The sequence below is a fragment of the Anaerosoma tenue genome, from assembly GCF_023161965.1.
Lineage (GTDB): Bacteria > Actinomycetota > Coriobacteriia > Anaerosomatales > Anaerosomataceae > Anaerosoma > Anaerosoma tenue.
In genome coordinates this window covers 745,341-760,168 of sequence record NZ_JALNTY010000001.1, presented here as the reverse complement: position 1 = coordinate 760,168, position 14,828 = coordinate 745,341, and the positions used below count along the sequence as shown (strand labels likewise).

17 protein-coding genes are annotated in these 14,828 nt (G+C 67.4%); all 17 read left to right on the top strand.

Going from position 1 to position 14,828, the window contains the following annotated elements; genetic code table 11:
• Positions 1-40 precede the first annotated feature (40 nt).
• The 17 genes from MSB02_RS03765 (at position 41) to MSB02_RS03685 (ending at position 14,818) form a co-directional block, all read left to right on the top strand.
• Positions 41-871 (top strand): metallophosphoesterase family protein, encoded by an 831-nt coding sequence (locus MSB02_RS03765; RefSeq protein WP_267193866.1) that lies wholly within the window; start codon positions 41-43, stop codon positions 869-871.
• On the top strand, positions 868-2,211 hold the full coding sequence (locus tag MSB02_RS03760) for a 2,3-diphosphoglycerate synthetase (protein WP_267193865.1): 1,344 nt from the start codon (positions 868-870) through the stop codon (positions 2,209-2,211). The genes MSB02_RS03765 and MSB02_RS03760 overlap by 4 nt, the downstream gene beginning before the upstream one ends.
• Positions 2,211-3,164: a hypothetical protein gene (locus MSB02_RS03755; RefSeq protein WP_267193864.1), complete on the top strand. Its 954-nt coding sequence runs from the start codon at positions 2,211-2,213 to the stop codon at positions 3,162-3,164. The genes MSB02_RS03760 and MSB02_RS03755 overlap by 1 nt, the downstream gene beginning before the upstream one ends.
• A complete protein-coding gene (gene fsa, locus MSB02_RS03750) occupies positions 3,165-3,827 on the top strand; it encodes a fructose-6-phosphate aldolase (protein ID WP_267193863.1) in 663 nt (220 codons plus the stop codon).
• The gene (rho, locus tag MSB02_RS03745) at positions 3,824-5,173 is read left to right on the top strand and encodes a transcription termination factor Rho (RefSeq protein WP_407653140.1); all 1,350 of its coding nucleotides are present in this window, start codon (positions 3,824-3,826) and stop codon (positions 5,171-5,173) included. The genes fsa and rho overlap by 4 nt, the downstream gene beginning before the upstream one ends.
• Positions 5,174-5,400: 227 nt before the next feature.
• Positions 5,401-5,802, top strand: coding sequence for a 50S ribosomal protein L31 (gene rpmE, locus MSB02_RS10580; protein WP_267193862.1), 402 nt, complete (start codon positions 5,401-5,403; stop codon positions 5,800-5,802).
• Positions 5,803-5,878: 76 nt separating this feature from the next.
• On the top strand, positions 5,879-6,562 hold the full coding sequence (gene thyX, locus MSB02_RS03735; RefSeq protein WP_267193861.1) for an FAD-dependent thymidylate synthase: 684 nt from the start codon (positions 5,879-5,881) through the stop codon (positions 6,560-6,562).
• Positions 6,563-6,564: 2 nt separating this feature from the next.
• The gene (locus MSB02_RS03730; protein WP_267193860.1) at positions 6,565-7,554 is read left to right on the top strand and encodes a DUF1385 domain-containing protein; all 990 of its coding nucleotides are present in this window, start codon (positions 6,565-6,567) and stop codon (positions 7,552-7,554) included.
• Positions 7,555-7,632: 78 nt separating this feature from the next.
• Entirely contained in the window at positions 7,633-8,700 is a 1,068-nt protein-coding gene (gene prfA, locus MSB02_RS03725) for a peptide chain release factor 1 (protein ID WP_267193859.1), read from the top strand.
• Entirely contained in the window at positions 8,701-9,582 is an 882-nt protein-coding gene (gene prmC, locus MSB02_RS03720; RefSeq protein WP_267193858.1) for a peptide chain release factor N(5)-glutamine methyltransferase, read from the top strand.
• A complete protein-coding gene (locus MSB02_RS03715; RefSeq protein WP_267193857.1) occupies positions 9,579-10,223 on the top strand; it encodes an L-threonylcarbamoyladenylate synthase in 645 nt (214 codons plus the stop codon). Before prmC ends, MSB02_RS03715 begins: the two co-directional genes overlap by 4 nt.
• A gap of 107 nt (positions 10,224-10,330) precedes the next feature.
• Positions 10,331-10,777: a ribose 5-phosphate isomerase B gene (gene rpiB / locus MSB02_RS03710; RefSeq protein ID WP_267193856.1), complete on the top strand. Its 447-nt coding sequence runs from the start codon at positions 10,331-10,333 to the stop codon at positions 10,775-10,777.
• 15 nt (positions 10,778-10,792) lie between these two features.
• Positions 10,793-12,037 carry a serine hydroxymethyltransferase gene (locus tag MSB02_RS03705; protein WP_267193855.1) on the top strand — a complete coding sequence of 415 codons (1,245 nt, stop codon included), beginning with the start codon at positions 10,793-10,795 and terminating at the stop codon, positions 12,035-12,037.
• Positions 12,038-12,052: 15 nt separating this feature from the next.
• A complete protein-coding gene (upp, locus tag MSB02_RS03700) occupies positions 12,053-12,700 on the top strand; it encodes a uracil phosphoribosyltransferase (RefSeq protein WP_267193854.1) in 648 nt (215 codons plus the stop codon).
• Between the two features lie 12 nt (positions 12,701-12,712).
• Positions 12,713-13,171 carry a deoxycytidylate deaminase gene (locus MSB02_RS03695; protein ID WP_267193853.1) on the top strand — a complete coding sequence of 153 codons (459 nt, stop codon included), beginning with the start codon at positions 12,713-12,715 and terminating at the stop codon, positions 13,169-13,171.
• Entirely contained in the window at positions 13,168-14,247 is a 1,080-nt protein-coding gene (locus MSB02_RS03690) for an MraY family glycosyltransferase (protein WP_267193852.1), read from the top strand. Before MSB02_RS03695 ends, MSB02_RS03690 begins: the two co-directional genes overlap by 4 nt.
• Before the next feature lie 292 nt (positions 14,248-14,539).
• Complete coding sequence (locus MSB02_RS03685) at positions 14,540-14,818, top strand: hypothetical protein (RefSeq protein ID WP_267193851.1); 279 nt, start codon at positions 14,540-14,542, stop codon at positions 14,816-14,818.
• The last annotated feature ends 10 nt before the right edge of the window (positions 14,819-14,828 follow it).

Sequence of the window (14,828 nt, the reverse complement as noted above, 5' to 3'; positions counted from 1 at the left end):
ATGTCCGCAGGCCGCTGTCCCCATCGAGACCGGAGCGCCCATGAGCGATAAGAAGCCCGTCGTCATCGCGCAGATCTCCGACCTGCACTGCGGCTCGCAGTACCATATCCCGAGCCTGGCGACCCGGGTCGTCGATGAGATCAACGAGCTCGCGCCCGACGCGCTCATCGTCACGGGCGACCTCACCGACATGGGTTTCCGCCAGGAGTTCAAGGTCGCGCACCGGCTGATCTCCCGCATGGAGGTGGAGAACGTTCTGGTCCTGCCGGGCAATCACGATGCCCGCAACGTGGGCGACCTGCACTTCGAGGAGCTCTTCGGCTCGCGCTCCACCGAGTTGAGGTTCCGTGGCGTGCGCGTGCTGGGGCTCGACTCCTCCGAGCCGGACCTGGATGCTGGACGCATCGGCCGGAACCGCTACCGGTGGATCGAGGAGCGCTTCTCGGATCCCGACGAGTTCAAGATCGTCGCGCTGCATCACCACCTGCTGCCGGTTCCCGGCACGGGGCGCGAGCGCAACATCGTCTACGACGCGGGCGACCTGCTCCGTGTGCTCGCCGGCAGCGGCTGCGACATGGTCCTCTGCGGCCACAAGCACGTCCCTCACGTATGGCGGCTCGAAGACATGATCGTGGTCAACGCCGGTACCGCGTGCTCGCATCGTCTCCGCGGCATGACGCGGGCGAGCTACAACATCCTCGAGGTGACCGACGAGCGTGTACGGGTCATCCTCAAGCACCCGTTCGCCGAGCCCGAGACGGTGGCCGACTACGCGCGCGACTTGCGGAAGGTCTGCGTGTGGCAGCCGAGCGACACCGATCAAGGCGCCGACACATCGGCCGAACCGCCGTCGGGGAAGTGCTCGCGATGAGCAGGGTCGTCGCGCTCATCGACGGGGAGCACTACCCGCCCGTGGTGCGGTTCGCGCTCGACGAGCTGCGGCGCACGCACGAGGTGGTCGCGGCAGCGTTCATCGGCGGCACCGAGAAGGTCGACGCCGCGGGCGGCGAGGATGTCTACGGCCTGCCCGTGGTACGCGGCTCGAACGCCTCCGATGCGCTGCGCAGCGCGATCGAGCGGTTCAGACCCGATACCATGATCGACCTCTCCGACGAGCCGATCGTCTCGGCAGCAGACCGTTTCAGGCTCGCCAGCGAGGCGCTTGCGCTGGGCGTGGGCTACGTGGGCGCCGATTTCGCCTTCGATCCTCCCGCCGCCAGGGTGGCGCTCGACACGCCCGCGCTCGCGATCATCGGAACGGGCAAGCGCGTGGGCAAGACGTCGATCTCCGCTTACGTGGCGCGCCATCTCGACGCTCGGGGCCACCGCGTGGTCGTGCTTGCGATGGGTCGCGGAGGACCCGCCGAGCCGGAGCTGATCCGGGGGGACGAGGTGGCGCTCACCACCGAGGACCTGCTGGCGCTTGCGGAGCGCGGCGTGCATGCCGCCTCGGACAACTACGAGGACGCCGTGATGAGCAGGGTGCCCACCGTGGGCTGCCGCCGGTGCGGCGGGGGGCTGGCGGGGGAGACGTTCTTCAGCAACGTGCCCGAGGGGGCTCGCCTCGCGGACTCGCTCGGTCGCGACCTGGTGATGCTCGAGGGTTCGGGCGCCGCGATCCCGCCGGTACGTGCCGACGCCACGCTCCTCGTGGTGGGCGCCGCCCAGGGCTCGTCGTACGTGAGCGACTACTTCGGCCCCTACCGCCTCGCTCGCGCCGACGGTGTGGTGATCGCCGGCGCCGAGGCCCCACTCGCCACACAGGCGTCGCTTGGCGAGCTGGTCGCCGCGATCCGGCGCGTCCGGGAGGACGTGCCGGTGGCGGTCACCACGTTCCGTCCCACGCCGCTTGCCGATGTCTCCGGCGCGCGCGTGCTGTTCGCCACAACCGCCCCGCCCGTCCTCGTGGACCGCCTGCGCGCCCATCTCGAGTCCGAGCACGGGTGCGATGTGGTTGCGGTGAGCACCGCGCTTTCGGACCGCGGCGCGCTGAGAGCCGACCTGCGTGCGCACGCGGGTCGCTTCGATGTGCTGCTCACCGAGCTGAAGGCGGCGGCGATCGACGTGGTGGCAGCCGCCGGGGCCGAGGCCGGCGTGCCTACCGTGCTCTGCGACAACGTGCCCGTCTCGCTTTCCGGGGACGGCCTCGACGCGATGATCGACCGTCTGTATGCCCTTGCGCTCGAACGTCACCGATCCGGGAGGCCCTGATGCCCAGCAATCCCCCCGTCATCATCAAGGATCAGAAGCACGGACTGCCGATGAGCAAGGGTCTGCTCGCACAGACCTACATGGCCGCGGGGCTGAGCCCTTCACGCGCGTACACGGCGGCCCAGCGCGTACAGGACGGGTTCCGCGACGCGGGTCAGCTGGAGGTGACGCTCGCCGAGGTGCGCGACGCGTCGTACCGCATCCTCGCCGAGGAGGACGACGGCTCTGTGGCCAAGCGCTACCGGCGCCTGAACGAGATCTCGCGGCTCGAGCGGCCGCTGATCGTGCTCATCGGCGGCACCACCGGCGTAGGCAAGTCCACCATCGCCACCGAGGTCGCCCACCGGCTCGGCATAACCCGCATCGTCTCAACGGATAGCATTCGGGAGGTGATGCGTGGTATCTTCTCACGGGACCTCATGCCAGCCATCTACGAGAGTTCGTTCAACGCATGGCGCGGGCTGCGGGTCCCGGCTCCCCGAGGCGCTTCTCCTGTGATCGTGGGTTTCCGTGAGCAAGCGGCCGTGGTTGCCACCGGTGTGAAGTCGCTGATCGAACGCGCGGTGGTGGAGGGCGTGAGCATGGTGCTCGAGGGCATCCATGTGGCGCCAGGGTATATAGACCCTTCCCAGTTCAAGGACGCATCGGTGGTGCAGCTCCTCATCAGCGTTGACGACGAGGAAGCCCATCGGAGCCATTTCTACATCCGCGAGGTGCAGACCGAGGGGATGCGGCCCTTTGAGCGGTACCGTGCCAACTTCGACAACATCCGGCTGCTCGGACACTACGTTGAAGACCTGGCGCGTGAGCACGACGTGCCAGTGGTTCACAGCCATCAGCTCGACCGCACGGTGGCCGAGGTGCTGGAGCGGATCGTCGACGCGGTGATCCGTGAGGACGAGGAGCAGGAGCGGGAGGATGACCGTCCCGCCGGACGAGAGGATGCACGCTAGATGAAGTTCTTCCTGGACACCGCGAACCTTTCCGAGATCGAGGAGGCGGCTTCGTGGGGAGTGCTGGCGGGTGTCACCACCAACCCGTCGCTGTACGCCCGCGAAGGCGGCTCGCTCGCCGACTTCCACGCGCATATCCAGCGCATCTGTGAGATCTGCGACGGACCCGTGTCGGCCGAGACGGTGAGCCTCACGCGCGATGAGATCGTGGCCGAAGGGGAGACGCTCGCCGAGCTCGCGCCCAACGTCGTGGTCAAGGTTCCGGTGATGCCGGAGGGTCTCGCCGCCACCAAGGCGCTCGCCGAGCGCAACATCCACGTGAACATGACGCTCTGCTTCACCGTTCCTCAGGCGCTCATGGCGGCACGCGCCGGCGCGCGGTACGTGAGTCCGTTCATCGGCAGGTTCGATGACATCTCCGAGGACGGCCTTGAGCACCTCGGCAACATGATCGCCGCCCTGAACAACTACGACTTCCACCACCCGGTGGAGGTCATCGCCGCCTCCGTGCGGCACAACCAGCACGTCGTCGCGGCCGCGCTGATGGGCGCCGACATCGCCACGGTGCCGTTCGCGGTGCTGCAGAAGCTCGTGAAGCATCCCCTGACCGATCGCGGCCTGGAAGCGTTCCTGGCCGACTGGGAGAAGGTGAAGAACGCGTGAGTGCACGACCGCGTAAGAGAGGCCGTCGCGGAGGCGGTCAGCCCAAAGAGGTCCAGCCCTCGGTGACCCGCGAAGAACTTGCCGCCAAGACCGTCGCCGAGCTGCGGACGATGGCGTCCGAGCTGGAGCTCGACGTCAAGGCGCTCAAGAAGAAGGACGAGATCGTCGCGGCCGTGTACGAGGCGAAGGTGAAGGCCGAAGGGTTCGTGGAGATCGAGGGCATCCTCGACATCCTGCCCGAGGGCTACGGCTTCATCCGCACGAGCGGGTACCTGCCGGGTGACAACGACGTCTACTGCTCGATGTCGCTGATCCGGAGGTCCGACCTCCGCCGGGGCGACATGCTCAGGGGCCAGGTGCGCCCGCCCAAGGAGTCAGAGAAGTACCCGGCGCTCACCAAGCTGACGTCGGTCAACGGGCAGAACGTGGAGGAGTCGCGCGGACGCAAGAACTTCCGCGACCTCGTGCCGGTCTACCCCGACGAGCGCCTACGGCTCGAGCACGGGGAGAAGACGATCACGGCGCGGGTGATCGACCTGGTGGCCCCCATCGGCAAGGGCCAGCGCGGGCTCATCGTCTCACCGCCCAAGGCGGGCAAGACGACGGTCCTCAAGGACATCGCCGCCTCGCTCAGCGAGAACAACCCCGAGGTGTACCTCATGTGCCTGCTCGTGGACGAGCGGCCAGAGGAAGTCACCGACATGGAGCGTTCCATCAAGGGCGAGGTCGTCTCGTCCACCTTCGACATGCCCAGCGAGAACCACATCGCCGTAGCGGAGCTGGTGATGGAGCGCGCGAAGCGGCTCGTGGAGAGCGGCTTCGACGTGGTGATCCTGCTCGACTCGATCACGCGTCTTGCGCGTGCGTACAACCTCGCCACTCCGGCGAGCGGCCGGATCCTCTCCGGCGGCGTGGACTCCACGGCGCTCTATCCGCCCAAGAAGTTCTTCGGCGCGGCCCGCAACATCGAGAACGGCGGCTCGCTCACCATCCTCGCCACCGCGCTCGTGGACACGGGCTCCAAGATGGACGAGGTCATCTTCGAGGAGTTCAAGGGCACCGGCAACATGGAGCTCAGGCTCGACCGCAAGCTCGCCGACCGGCGTATCTTCCCGGCGATCGACGTCATCACGTCGGGCACCCGCAAGGAGGAGCTCATCCTCACGCAGATGGAGGCGCCATTCGTCTGGGGCCTGCGCCGCGTGCTGCACGGCGTGGACTCCACGGAGCGCGCCATGGAGATGCTCATCAAGGGGCTCAAGCAGACCAAGTCGAACCAGGAGTTCCTCACCAAGATGGCCAAGAGCGCGAGCGACAAGCGCGCCACCAACGGCATCGATATCTAGTTCCACCGCCGTGGTCATCGACGGGCGCGCGGATAACGACAAGACGGTGTGGCGGGAGTCCTGAGCGCAGCCTCCGCAGCCGCGTCCTGTGCGGCGAGGACGGCAAGCGTGGACTACCCGCCGCACCGGTCCCGGCCCGTTGCCGCTCGGCCCGCCCCGTGCTATGATTCGCGGGCTGTCCGCGCGCCTGGTCGGAAACCAGGTGCATACATACGGAGGTCTCCAAAGTGCGTAGTGGCATCCATCCCGAGTACGTCGAATCGAAGGTCACCTGTTCATGCGGTGAGACCTTCGTGACGCGCTCCACCAAGCCCGAGTTGCGCGTGGAGCTCTGCTCCAAGTGCCATCCGTTCTACACCGGTACGCAGAAGCTGGTCGACACCGGCGGACGCGTGCAGCGCTTCTCCAATAAGTTCGGCAACGCCGCCGCTGCGGTGGCCGAGAAGGAAGCGGCGGCCCGCGAGGCGCGCCAGAAGGCCGCCGAAGAGGCCGCGATCGCCGCTCGTGAGGAGAAGGCCAAGAAGGACTCCGTCAAGGCCGAGCGCGCCGCCAAGGTCGAGGTCGCCGAGGCCGTCGACAGCGGCGAGGCCGTGGCCGACGTGGTGGAAGAGGCTCCCGAGGGCGAGTAGCCGCCCGCGGGGCCGCAAAGCGTTATCATCGGGAAGGCGGGGAGTACCCGCCTTCCTGTGTTATCGGAGGCACATCGTGGACGTCAGGCTGCTCAACCACACGCCCGATCCGGAGCGCGCCATCGCCGCCGCCGCGCGGCTGTGCTATGCCCCGGTGGGCGCCGCCGAGCTCACCGAGACGATGTCGGATGAGGCCGTCCGGCGCGTGCTGAAGACGATCATCACCTCGGGCCATACCTCGGCGCTGGAACACGCGAGCTACACGTTCGCCGTGGACGGCGTGAGCCGCGCGATGACGCACCAGCTCGTCCGGCACCGCCTGGCGAGCTACAACCAGCAGTCGCAGCGGTACGTCACGTACGCGCAGACCCCGGCGTTCGTGACCCCGCCGTCAGTGGCCGACGACCCTGCGGCCTCCGAGGTGTTCGCGCTCGCCACCAGGGCGGCGTTCGACGCGTACCGCGCCCTCGTGGACGCCGGCATACCGGCCGAGGACGCGCGGTATCTCCTGCCCAACGCGATGGAGACCAAGATCGTCATCACCATGAACATCCGCGAGCTGCTGCACTTCTTCGAACTCCGGTGCTGCAAGCGCGCTCAGTGGGAGATCCGCGAGCTCGCGCTGGCCATGCTGGCGCTCGCCGAGCCCACCGCACCGTACATCTTCATGGACGCCGGCGCGTCCTGCCGTCGCGGCCCGTGCCGCGAGGGGAAGATGACGTGCGGCGACCCGTACCCCAAAGCCCCGAAACGGGAGTGACGATGTCCGACGACTGCACGATCCACCCCACCCATATCGGTGGGCAGGCTCTCCTTGAGGGCATCATGATGCGCGGCAGGTACAACTGGGCGGTCGCCGTGCGCGAGCCGTCCGGCGCGATCTACACCGAGGAACACGACCTCGTCTCGGCCAAGGACAAGCACGCCTGGCTCAGGTGGCCCATCATCCGCGGGATGTGGGGCTTCTACGAGACGATGGCGCTCGCGATCAAGGCGTTCACCATCTCCGCCGAGCACTCCGGCGAAACGGAGGAGGAGCAGCTCGAGGGCAAGGAGATCGCCCTGGCGATGGTGGGCGGGCTGCTGCTGGCGGTTGGCCTCTTCATCGTCCTGCCCGCGGTGGTCACCAACCTGCTCGTGGGCAGCTCGATCGACCGGCCCCTGGTGTGGAACGTGGTGGACGGCGTACTGCGGCTCGGCGCGTTCTTCGTGTACATCTGGGCGATCAGCAGGATGCGGGAGATCCACCGGGTGTTCGAGTACCACGGCGCCGAACACAAGACCATCCACGCGTACGAGCGGCGGCTCCCGCTCGAGCCCGATGTGATCCAGCGGTACACGACGCTGCACGTGCGCTGCGGCACGTCGTTCCTGCTCATGGTGATGGTCGTGGCGATCGTGGTGTTCTCGCTCGTCCCCGGGAAGGCGATCCTCGCGGCGTGGGGCGTGGACGCCAAGATCTGGGTCCTGCTCTTCAACATCGGCATCCGGCTGCTGCTGCTGCCGCTCATCGCCGGTCTCGCCTACGAGATCACGGTGAAGTGGGCGGGCTCGCGCCCCGACAACCCGCTCGTGAAGGTGCTGCTCTGGCCGGGACTGCAGCTGCAGCGCATGACCACTGCGGAGCCCGACGACTCGATGATCGAGATCGCCGTGGCGGCGATGAGCCTGGTGGTGGCGCGCGAGGAGGCGGAAGCCGCGGCGCGCGGCGAGGCCGTGTGCGAGCCCGCCCCGTTGCCGGAGCTCGACTGAATGACCACCGGTCCGGCGCCTGCGCGGACCTTCCAGCGTGCTACGCTGTGACTACCTGTTGTGGAGGACGTACACGGCATGCGTGAGAAACTGCAGTCGATCCTCTCGTCGTACGACGAGATCACCGCGAAGCTCTCCGACCAATCGGTCCTGAGCGACCAGAAGGAGTACGCGCGTCTGGCCAAGGAGCACTCGGCCATGACGCCGCTCGTCAACAAGATCCGCGAGTACACGATGGTGCTCGACGGGATCGCCGACGCCAGGGAGATGCTCAAGACCGAGTCCGACGCCGAGATGAAGGACCTGGCGAAAGACGAGCTCGAAGCGCTCGAGGAGCGCGTGGAGCCGCTCGAGGACGAACTGAAGGTCATGATGCTCCCCGCCGACCCCAACGACGACAAGAACGTCATCGTGGAGATCCGAGCGGGCGCCGGCGGCGACGAGGCGGGACTGTTCGCGGCCGACCTGTACCGCATGTACACGCGATACGCCGAGTCGCAGCGCTGGAAGGTCGAGGAGATCGACGCCTCGGAGAACGAGGTGGGCGGATACAAGGACGTGTCGTTCCTCATCAAGGGGAAGGGCGTCTACTCCAAGATGAAGTTCGAGAGCGGCGTCCATCGCGTCCAGCGCGTGCCGGCCACCGAGAGCCAGGGGCGCATCCACACCTCCACCGCCACCGTCGCCGTGCTGCCCGAGGCAGAGGACGTGGAGATCGAGGTCAACCCGTCGGATCTGCGCATCGATGTGTACCGCTCGAGCGGTCCGGGAGGCCAGAGCGTGAACACCACCGACTCGGCGGTGCGTATCACGCACCTGCCCACGGGCGTGGTGGTGCAGTCGCAGAACCAGAAATCGCAGCTGCAGAACAAGGAAGCGGCCCTCCGCGTGCTCCGCGCCCGCCTGTACGAGGCCGAGATGGAGCGCCAGCAGGCCGAGTTGGGCGCGGCGCGCAAGAGCCAGATCGGCTCGGGCGACCGCTCGGAGAAGATCCGCACCTACAACGTGCCCCAGGACCGCATCACCGACCACAGGATCGGGCTCACGGTGCACAACCTGCCGGGGGTGCTCATGGGAGACATCGGCCCGATATTGGAGGCGCTGGCCGCCGCCGACCGGGCCGAGCGTCTGGCGGCGGTGGTGTAGGTGGCCGAGCGCGTCTGGACAGTGAAGGACGCGCTCGAGTGGACGTGTGAGTATCTGGGCGGCAAGGGCGACGATCATCCGCGCCGCTCCGCCGAGTGGCTGCTCTCTTCCGCTACGGGCCTCTCGCGTGTGGAGCTCTATGCGTACCACGACCGTCCGCTCTCGCCGGAGGAGCGCGCGCGGTATCGTGAGCTGGTGGCGCGTCGCGCCGACGGAATGCCGCTGCAGTACGTCACGGGCGAGATGCCCTTCCGCCATCTAGTGGTCCATGTGGAGCCCGGCGTCTTCATCCCCAGGCCCGAGACCGAGGTCCTTGTCGACGTCGCTCTTGAGCACATCGGCGACCTCGATCGACCCGTGGTCGTGGACCTGTGCACCGGCTCAGGGTGCGTGGCGGTGGCCATCGCAAGCGAGCATCCGGGGGCGCGTGTGTGGGCCACCGACATCAATGAGCGCGCGATCTCGACCGCTGGTCGGAACAGTCTTCACGCAAACGTCGAAGACAGGGTACAAGTACTGTATGGAGACCTCTTCGATCCACTGCCGCACGAACTCGCCGGTACGGTCGATCTCATCGTGTCCAACCCACCGTACATCCCGTCCCGGGACCTGCCCGACCTCCCCGCCGAGATCCTCGGGTTCGAGCCGCACACGGCGCTCGATGGAGGGCGCGATGGCCTCGATGTGTTCCGGCGTATCGCCGATGCGGCCGGGGCGTGGCTCGCTCCCGGCGGAGGTCTCGCGGTGGAACTCGACAGCGGCAGGGTGTCGGATGCGGCGGGTGTCCTGGAAGGTCGGTTCGAGGGAGTGACGGTCCGGCGTGATCTCGCCGGCCGTGAGCGTATCGTCTATGCGCAGAAAGGTAGGTCGATGCAGCGATGAACAAGGTGATACACGTCGACCCGGAAAACCCCTCGGCGGAAGTGGTCAATCTCGCCGCCACCATGCTCAGAGACGGGGGCATCATCGTGTTCCCCACTGAGACGGTGTACGGGATCGGCGCTTCCGCTACGTCATGCATCGGCTCCCAGGAGATCATCGACATCAAGATGAGACCTAAGAACAAGCCCCTGCCGTGGCTCGTGGACGGCGAGGGGGCGCTCGATACGTACGGCGTGGACGTTCCCGAGTACGCACACCGGCTGGCGCGGGCGTTCTGGCCCGGGCCGATCACGATCGTCGTCAAGGCCGCGGACGTCGTTGCCAAGGAGTTCCGCGACGACCGTGGCACGGTGGCGCTCCGCTCTCCCGACCACCGGCTCGTCCAGGAACTGATCCGCTCCAACGGCGCGGCCGTGGTGACCACCTCGGCCAACACGTCGGGCAAGCCGCCCGCGAGCTCGTTCGAGGAGCTTGAGGACCGGATCGTCGCCGCGGCCGACGTGGTCCTGGACGGCGGGGAGACACCCCACCGGATGGCCTCGACCGTGGTGGACTGTACCGGCCCTGAGCCGGTGGTCACACGCGTGGGCCCGGTTCCTGAGGAAGAGATCCGGGCGGTCGCCGCGGGTCAGGACAACTGACGGGGTTGCGCTTCGCGGTATCCGGAGCGTTGTCACGCCCGGCATACGGTACAATCTGCCGGAGGCGGCCCATGCGGGTCGCCTCCGGCCACGCTGAAGGGGAGGCTATGCGCATCTACCTCGGCTCGGACCACGCTGGATTCGAGCTCAAAGAGCAGGTCCGTGAGGTTCTTGAGGGGTTCGGTCACGAGGTCGTGGACGTTGGCACCGCATCCGAGGACTCGGTCGACTACCCCGATTATGCGGAGATCGTCGCTCGCGCGGTCGCGGCGGGGAAGGCCCCGTTCGGGGTGCTGATCTGCGGAACCGGGCTGGGGATGGAGATCGCGGCCAACAAGGTCCCGGGCATCCGCGCGGTGCAGGCGAGCGATCCGGAGATGGCGCGCATGGCGCGCCTGCACAATAACGCCAACATCCTCACGCTTCCCGGGCGCTACATCGACCGCGATCGCGCGGCGGAGGTGCTCTCGACGTTCCTCGAGACGCCCTTCGAAGGAGGACGCCACCAGCGCCGGGTCGACAAGATCGGGCGGATCGAACAGTCCAACGAGTAGGAGAGAGGACCTTTCATGACGTTGCGTCACGTGTCCGCGTCGGATCCGGAGCTCGCGGCGGCGATGGACGCCGAACTCACGCGGCAGCGTGAGTCGATCGAGCTCATCGCCTCGGAGAACTTCGTGTCAATGGCGGTGTTGGAGGCTGCCGGCAGCGTGCTCACCAACAAGTACGCCGAGGGGCTTCCGGGCAAGCGCTACTACGGCGGATGCGAGAAGGTCGACATCGTCGAGGATCTCGCGCGCGAGCGCGCCAAAGCGCTCTTCGGCGCCGAGCACGCCAATGTGCAGCCGCACGCCGGCGCCCCCGCCAACCTGGCGGTCTACTACGCCTTCCTCGATCCGGGCGACACGTACCTCGGGATGAACCTCGCCATGGGCGGTCACCTCACGCACGGTTCACCGGTCAACTTCTCGGGCAAGTGGTTCAACGTCGTCCCGTACGGTCTCGGTGATGACGAGCGTATCGACTACGACGAGGTAGAGCGGCTCGCCAAGGAGCACCGTCCCAAGATGATCATCGCGGGCGCCTCGGCATATCCGCGCATCATCGACTTCGAGCGGTTCGCGGCGATCGCCGCCGAGGTGGACGCGAAGCTGATGGTGGACATGGCGCACATCGCCGGCCTCGTCGCCACCGGTGCGCATCCGTCGCCGGTGCCGCACGCCGACGTGGTCACGTCGACCACGCACAAGACGCTCCGCGGCCCGCGCAGCGGCCTGATCCTCTGCAAGGAGGAACACCGGGTCGCCATCGACAAGGCCGTGTTCCCCGGCCTGCAGGGCGGTCCGCTCGAGCACATCATCGCCGCCAAGGCGGTTGCGTTCCGCGAGGCGATGCAGCCTGAGTTCTCGGCCTACATCGACCAGGTGGTCACGAACGCCCGGGTGATGGGCGAGGCGATGGTGGAAGGCGGGCTCCGGCTGGTCTCGGGAGGCACGGACAACCACCTCCTCCTGGTGGACCTCCGTCCGGCCGGTGTGACCGGCAAGGACGCCGAGAAGGTCCTCGAGCACGTGGGTATGACCGTGAACAAGAACGCGATCCCCAACGATCCCGAGAGCCCGTTCGTCACGAGCGGCATCCGCGTGGGCTCGGCTGCCATGACCACGCGCGGGTTCGATGAGGAGGAGGCGCACACGGTGGGACGGTTGATCGCCGAGACCATCTTCCACCGCGATGACCCCACCCGCGTGGAGGCGATCAAGTCACAGGTGGCCGCTCTGCTCGAGGCTCACCCGCTGTACCCGGAACTCTAGGCGAGGAGGACTGTGATGGCGAAGGATCCGCGCTGGGACAACGTGGTCGTGATCGACCATCCGCTCGTACAGCACAAGCTCTCGATCCTCCGCGACGTGGGGACGGGCGCGAAGGAGTTCCGTGAGCTGGTCAAGGAGCTCGCGATGCTCGAGGCGTACGAGGCCACCCGCAGTTTCCAGCTGCTGGAGACCGTGGTCCGAACGCCGATCACGCAGACCACGACCTTCGTGCTCGCGGGCAAGAAGGTGGCGGTCATCCCGATCCTGCGGGCCGGCCTCGGCATGGTGGAGGGCATCATCGAGCTCATTCCCGCGGCCAAGGTGGGCCACATCGGCCTGTACCGTGATCCGGAGACGCTGCAGCCCGTGGAGTACTACTGCAAGCTTCCCGAGGACATCGGCGAGCGCGACGTTCTGATCGTCGACCCGATGTTGGCCACGGGAGGCTCCGCGGCGGCTGCCGTGCAGTTCCTGCGCGACCGTGGCGCCCGGGAGATCAACCTGCTGGTGCTCCTTGCCGCACCCGAAGGGATCGAGGAGGTCAACCGGCTGTGCCGTGACGTCACGATCTACACGTGCGCGATCGACAGCCACCTCAACGACCACGGCTACATCGTGCCGGGCCTGGGTGATGCGGGCGACCGTCTCTTCGGCACCAAGTAAGCGGGGCCCTTCATGCCGAGACCGTCGTGGGACGAGTACTTCATGGCGATCACCGACCAGGTGGCCGAGCGGGCCACCTGTACCCGTCGGAAGATCGGCGCCGTGCTCGTGAAGGACAAGCGCATCCTGGCAACCGGGTATAACGGCGCGCCGTCGGGACTCCCTCACTGCGACGTGGTGGGATGCCTGCGCGAGCAGCGCGCGATCCCGTCGGGCACGCAGCATGAGCTCTGCCGGGGCATCCATGCCGAGCAGAACGCGGTCATCCAGGCGGCGCGGCACGGCACCGCGATCGACGGAGCCACAGTCTACTGCACGCACCAGCCGTGCGTGCTCTGCGCGAAGATCCTGATCAACGCCGGCGTTCTGCGCATCGTGTTCCGGGAGTCGTACCCGGACGCGCTCGCCGCCGAGATGCTCGACGAGGCCGGCGTGGAGGTCGTGCGCTACGCTGGCGGTGACAGCGTGTGAACTGGGTCGAGCACGCGATCGTCCTGGCGGTCGCAGCCGGTGTCACGCTCCTCATAACGCCGGTCGCCCGCCTTGTGGGCGCGCGGTGGGGGATCGTTGCCCGCGCGGGAGGGCGGCACGTCCACACCGGAACGGTTCCTCGTATCGGCGGCGCGGGCATGTTCGCCGGGCTCATCGCCGCGGTTGCGGTGCGGTGGATCGGCGAGCGCCAGTGGGACTGGCAGCAGATCCTCACCGCTTCGGACGGGGCCGCGCTCGCTGTGCTCGGCGGCATCGGGCTGGTGTTCGCCATCGGATTGCTGGACGACATCGTGGATCTTCCCCCGGGCCGTAAGATGCTCGGTCAGATCCTCGCCGCCGGACTCACCGTGGCGGGCGGGGTCCGCATCGAATTCGTGGGCGATCCGTTCAGCGGCGGCATCATCATGCTGGGTGTGCTGGCCATCCCGATCACGCTCATATGGCTGGTGAGCTTCGCGAACATCGTGAACCTCATCGACGGCCTGGACGGCCTGGCGGCCGGGGTCACCGCTATCGCCGCGGTGAGCCTGTTCGTTCTGGCCCTGGAGTCGAACCAGCCGCTGGCGGCTTTCCTCGCTGTCGCTATCGTCGGGATGTGTATCGGTTTCCTGCGCTACAACTTCCACCCTGCCTCGGTGTTCATGGGAGACTCAGGCGCCCTCTTGCTCGGGTTCTCCCTCGGCTGCATATCGCTTACCGGCGTGATGAAGTCCACCGCCGCGATCGCCCTCGTGGTGCCGATCCTCATCGTCGGGGTGCCGGTGTTCGACACCCTCTCGGCGATCATCCGTCGTAAGCGGCACGGCCGGCCGATCCAACGGGCCGACAAGGGGCACATCCACCACCGGCTTCTCGCGCGCGGGTTCAGTCAGCGGCAGACAGTGCTGATCATCTACGTGTGGTCCGCCGCCCTGGCTGTCGGCGGCTACGCGATGCGCTGGGTGCCCACGCTGTACAAGTCGCTGACCTTTCTCGTGCTTGCCGTGCTCTCGGGGCTGATGGCCTCCTGGTTGGGGCTGTTCCAGGCCGCGCATCACGACGACCAGGATTCGTAGCGGAGGGTTCCGGAGCGGCCCGTGCGCCCCGGTCGTGCGCCCCGGCTGGAAGCGCTCGTCATGCAGGGGTCTCCCTCGGATTTCCGTGTTGTTGCGGCCAGGTCGTTGTTGTATAGTGGGCACGCTTTCGAGGCCACCCCCGGGGCCCCGGATCCCGTGCACAGCGCGCCCATCGCGCCTGCTGCGTTCGCTCCTGTCCCGGTCGAGTGACCTCGCCTGCTATGAGGGCATCGCGTGAAGGGACTGCGAGATTTCCACCGCATCTTCCGTGTTGGGCCACCCGGTGGTCGCCGTGGCGCTTGGAGCGCTGCTCGGCGTCGTTCTCACGCTCGTTGCGGAGAGAGCGGCATCGTTCGTGACCCCTGAGAATCCCTCACGCGGCTTCGCCGTCGTCGCTCTTGCCACCGGTGCGCGCATGATCGCCGCCCTCGCCGCCCTCGCGGCGTACTTCGTCTTCGCTCCCGGCGGGCTTGCGCCCTTCGGTCTCGCGCTTGGACTCTCGTTCATCGCTGGTCTCGCGGTAGAGGCCGGTAGAGCATCACGTCTCAACACGACGCACCCGTCCGCCTAAGGAGGAAGGC

Excerpts from the sequence above, each read along its gene's own strand:
- MSB02_RS03760 (WP_267193865.1), top strand. The coding sequence starts at position 868 with ATGAGCAGGGTCGTCGCGCTCATCGACGGGGAGCACTACCCGCCCGTG.
- MSB02_RS03765 (WP_267193866.1), top strand. The coding sequence starts at position 41 with ATGAGCGATAAGAAGCCCGTCGTCATCGCGCAGATCTCCGACCTGCAC.
- rpiB (WP_267193856.1), top strand. The coding sequence starts at position 10,331 with ATGCGCATCTACCTCGGCTCGGACCACGCTGGATTCGAGCTCAAAGAG.
- fsa (WP_267193863.1), top strand. The coding sequence starts at position 3,165 with ATGAAGTTCTTCCTGGACACCGCGAACCTTTCCGAGATCGAGGAGGCG.
- MSB02_RS03695 (WP_267193853.1), top strand. The coding sequence starts at position 12,713 with ATGCCGAGACCGTCGTGGGACGAGTACTTCATGGCGATCACCGACCAG.
- MSB02_RS03755 (WP_267193864.1), top strand. The coding sequence starts at position 2,211 with ATGCCCAGCAATCCCCCCGTCATCATCAAGGATCAGAAGCACGGACTG.
- upp (WP_267193854.1), top strand. The coding sequence starts at position 12,053 with ATGGCGAAGGATCCGCGCTGGGACAACGTGGTCGTGATCGACCATCCG.
- MSB02_RS03730 (WP_267193860.1), top strand. The coding sequence starts at position 6,565 with ATGTCCGACGACTGCACGATCCACCCCACCCATATCGGTGGGCAGGCT.
- prfA (WP_267193859.1), top strand. The coding sequence starts at position 7,633 with ATGCGTGAGAAACTGCAGTCGATCCTCTCGTCGTACGACGAGATCACC.
- MSB02_RS03705 (WP_267193855.1), top strand. The coding sequence starts at position 10,793 with ATGACGTTGCGTCACGTGTCCGCGTCGGATCCGGAGCTCGCGGCGGCG.
- MSB02_RS03715 (WP_267193857.1), top strand. The coding sequence starts at position 9,579 with ATGAACAAGGTGATACACGTCGACCCGGAAAACCCCTCGGCGGAAGTG.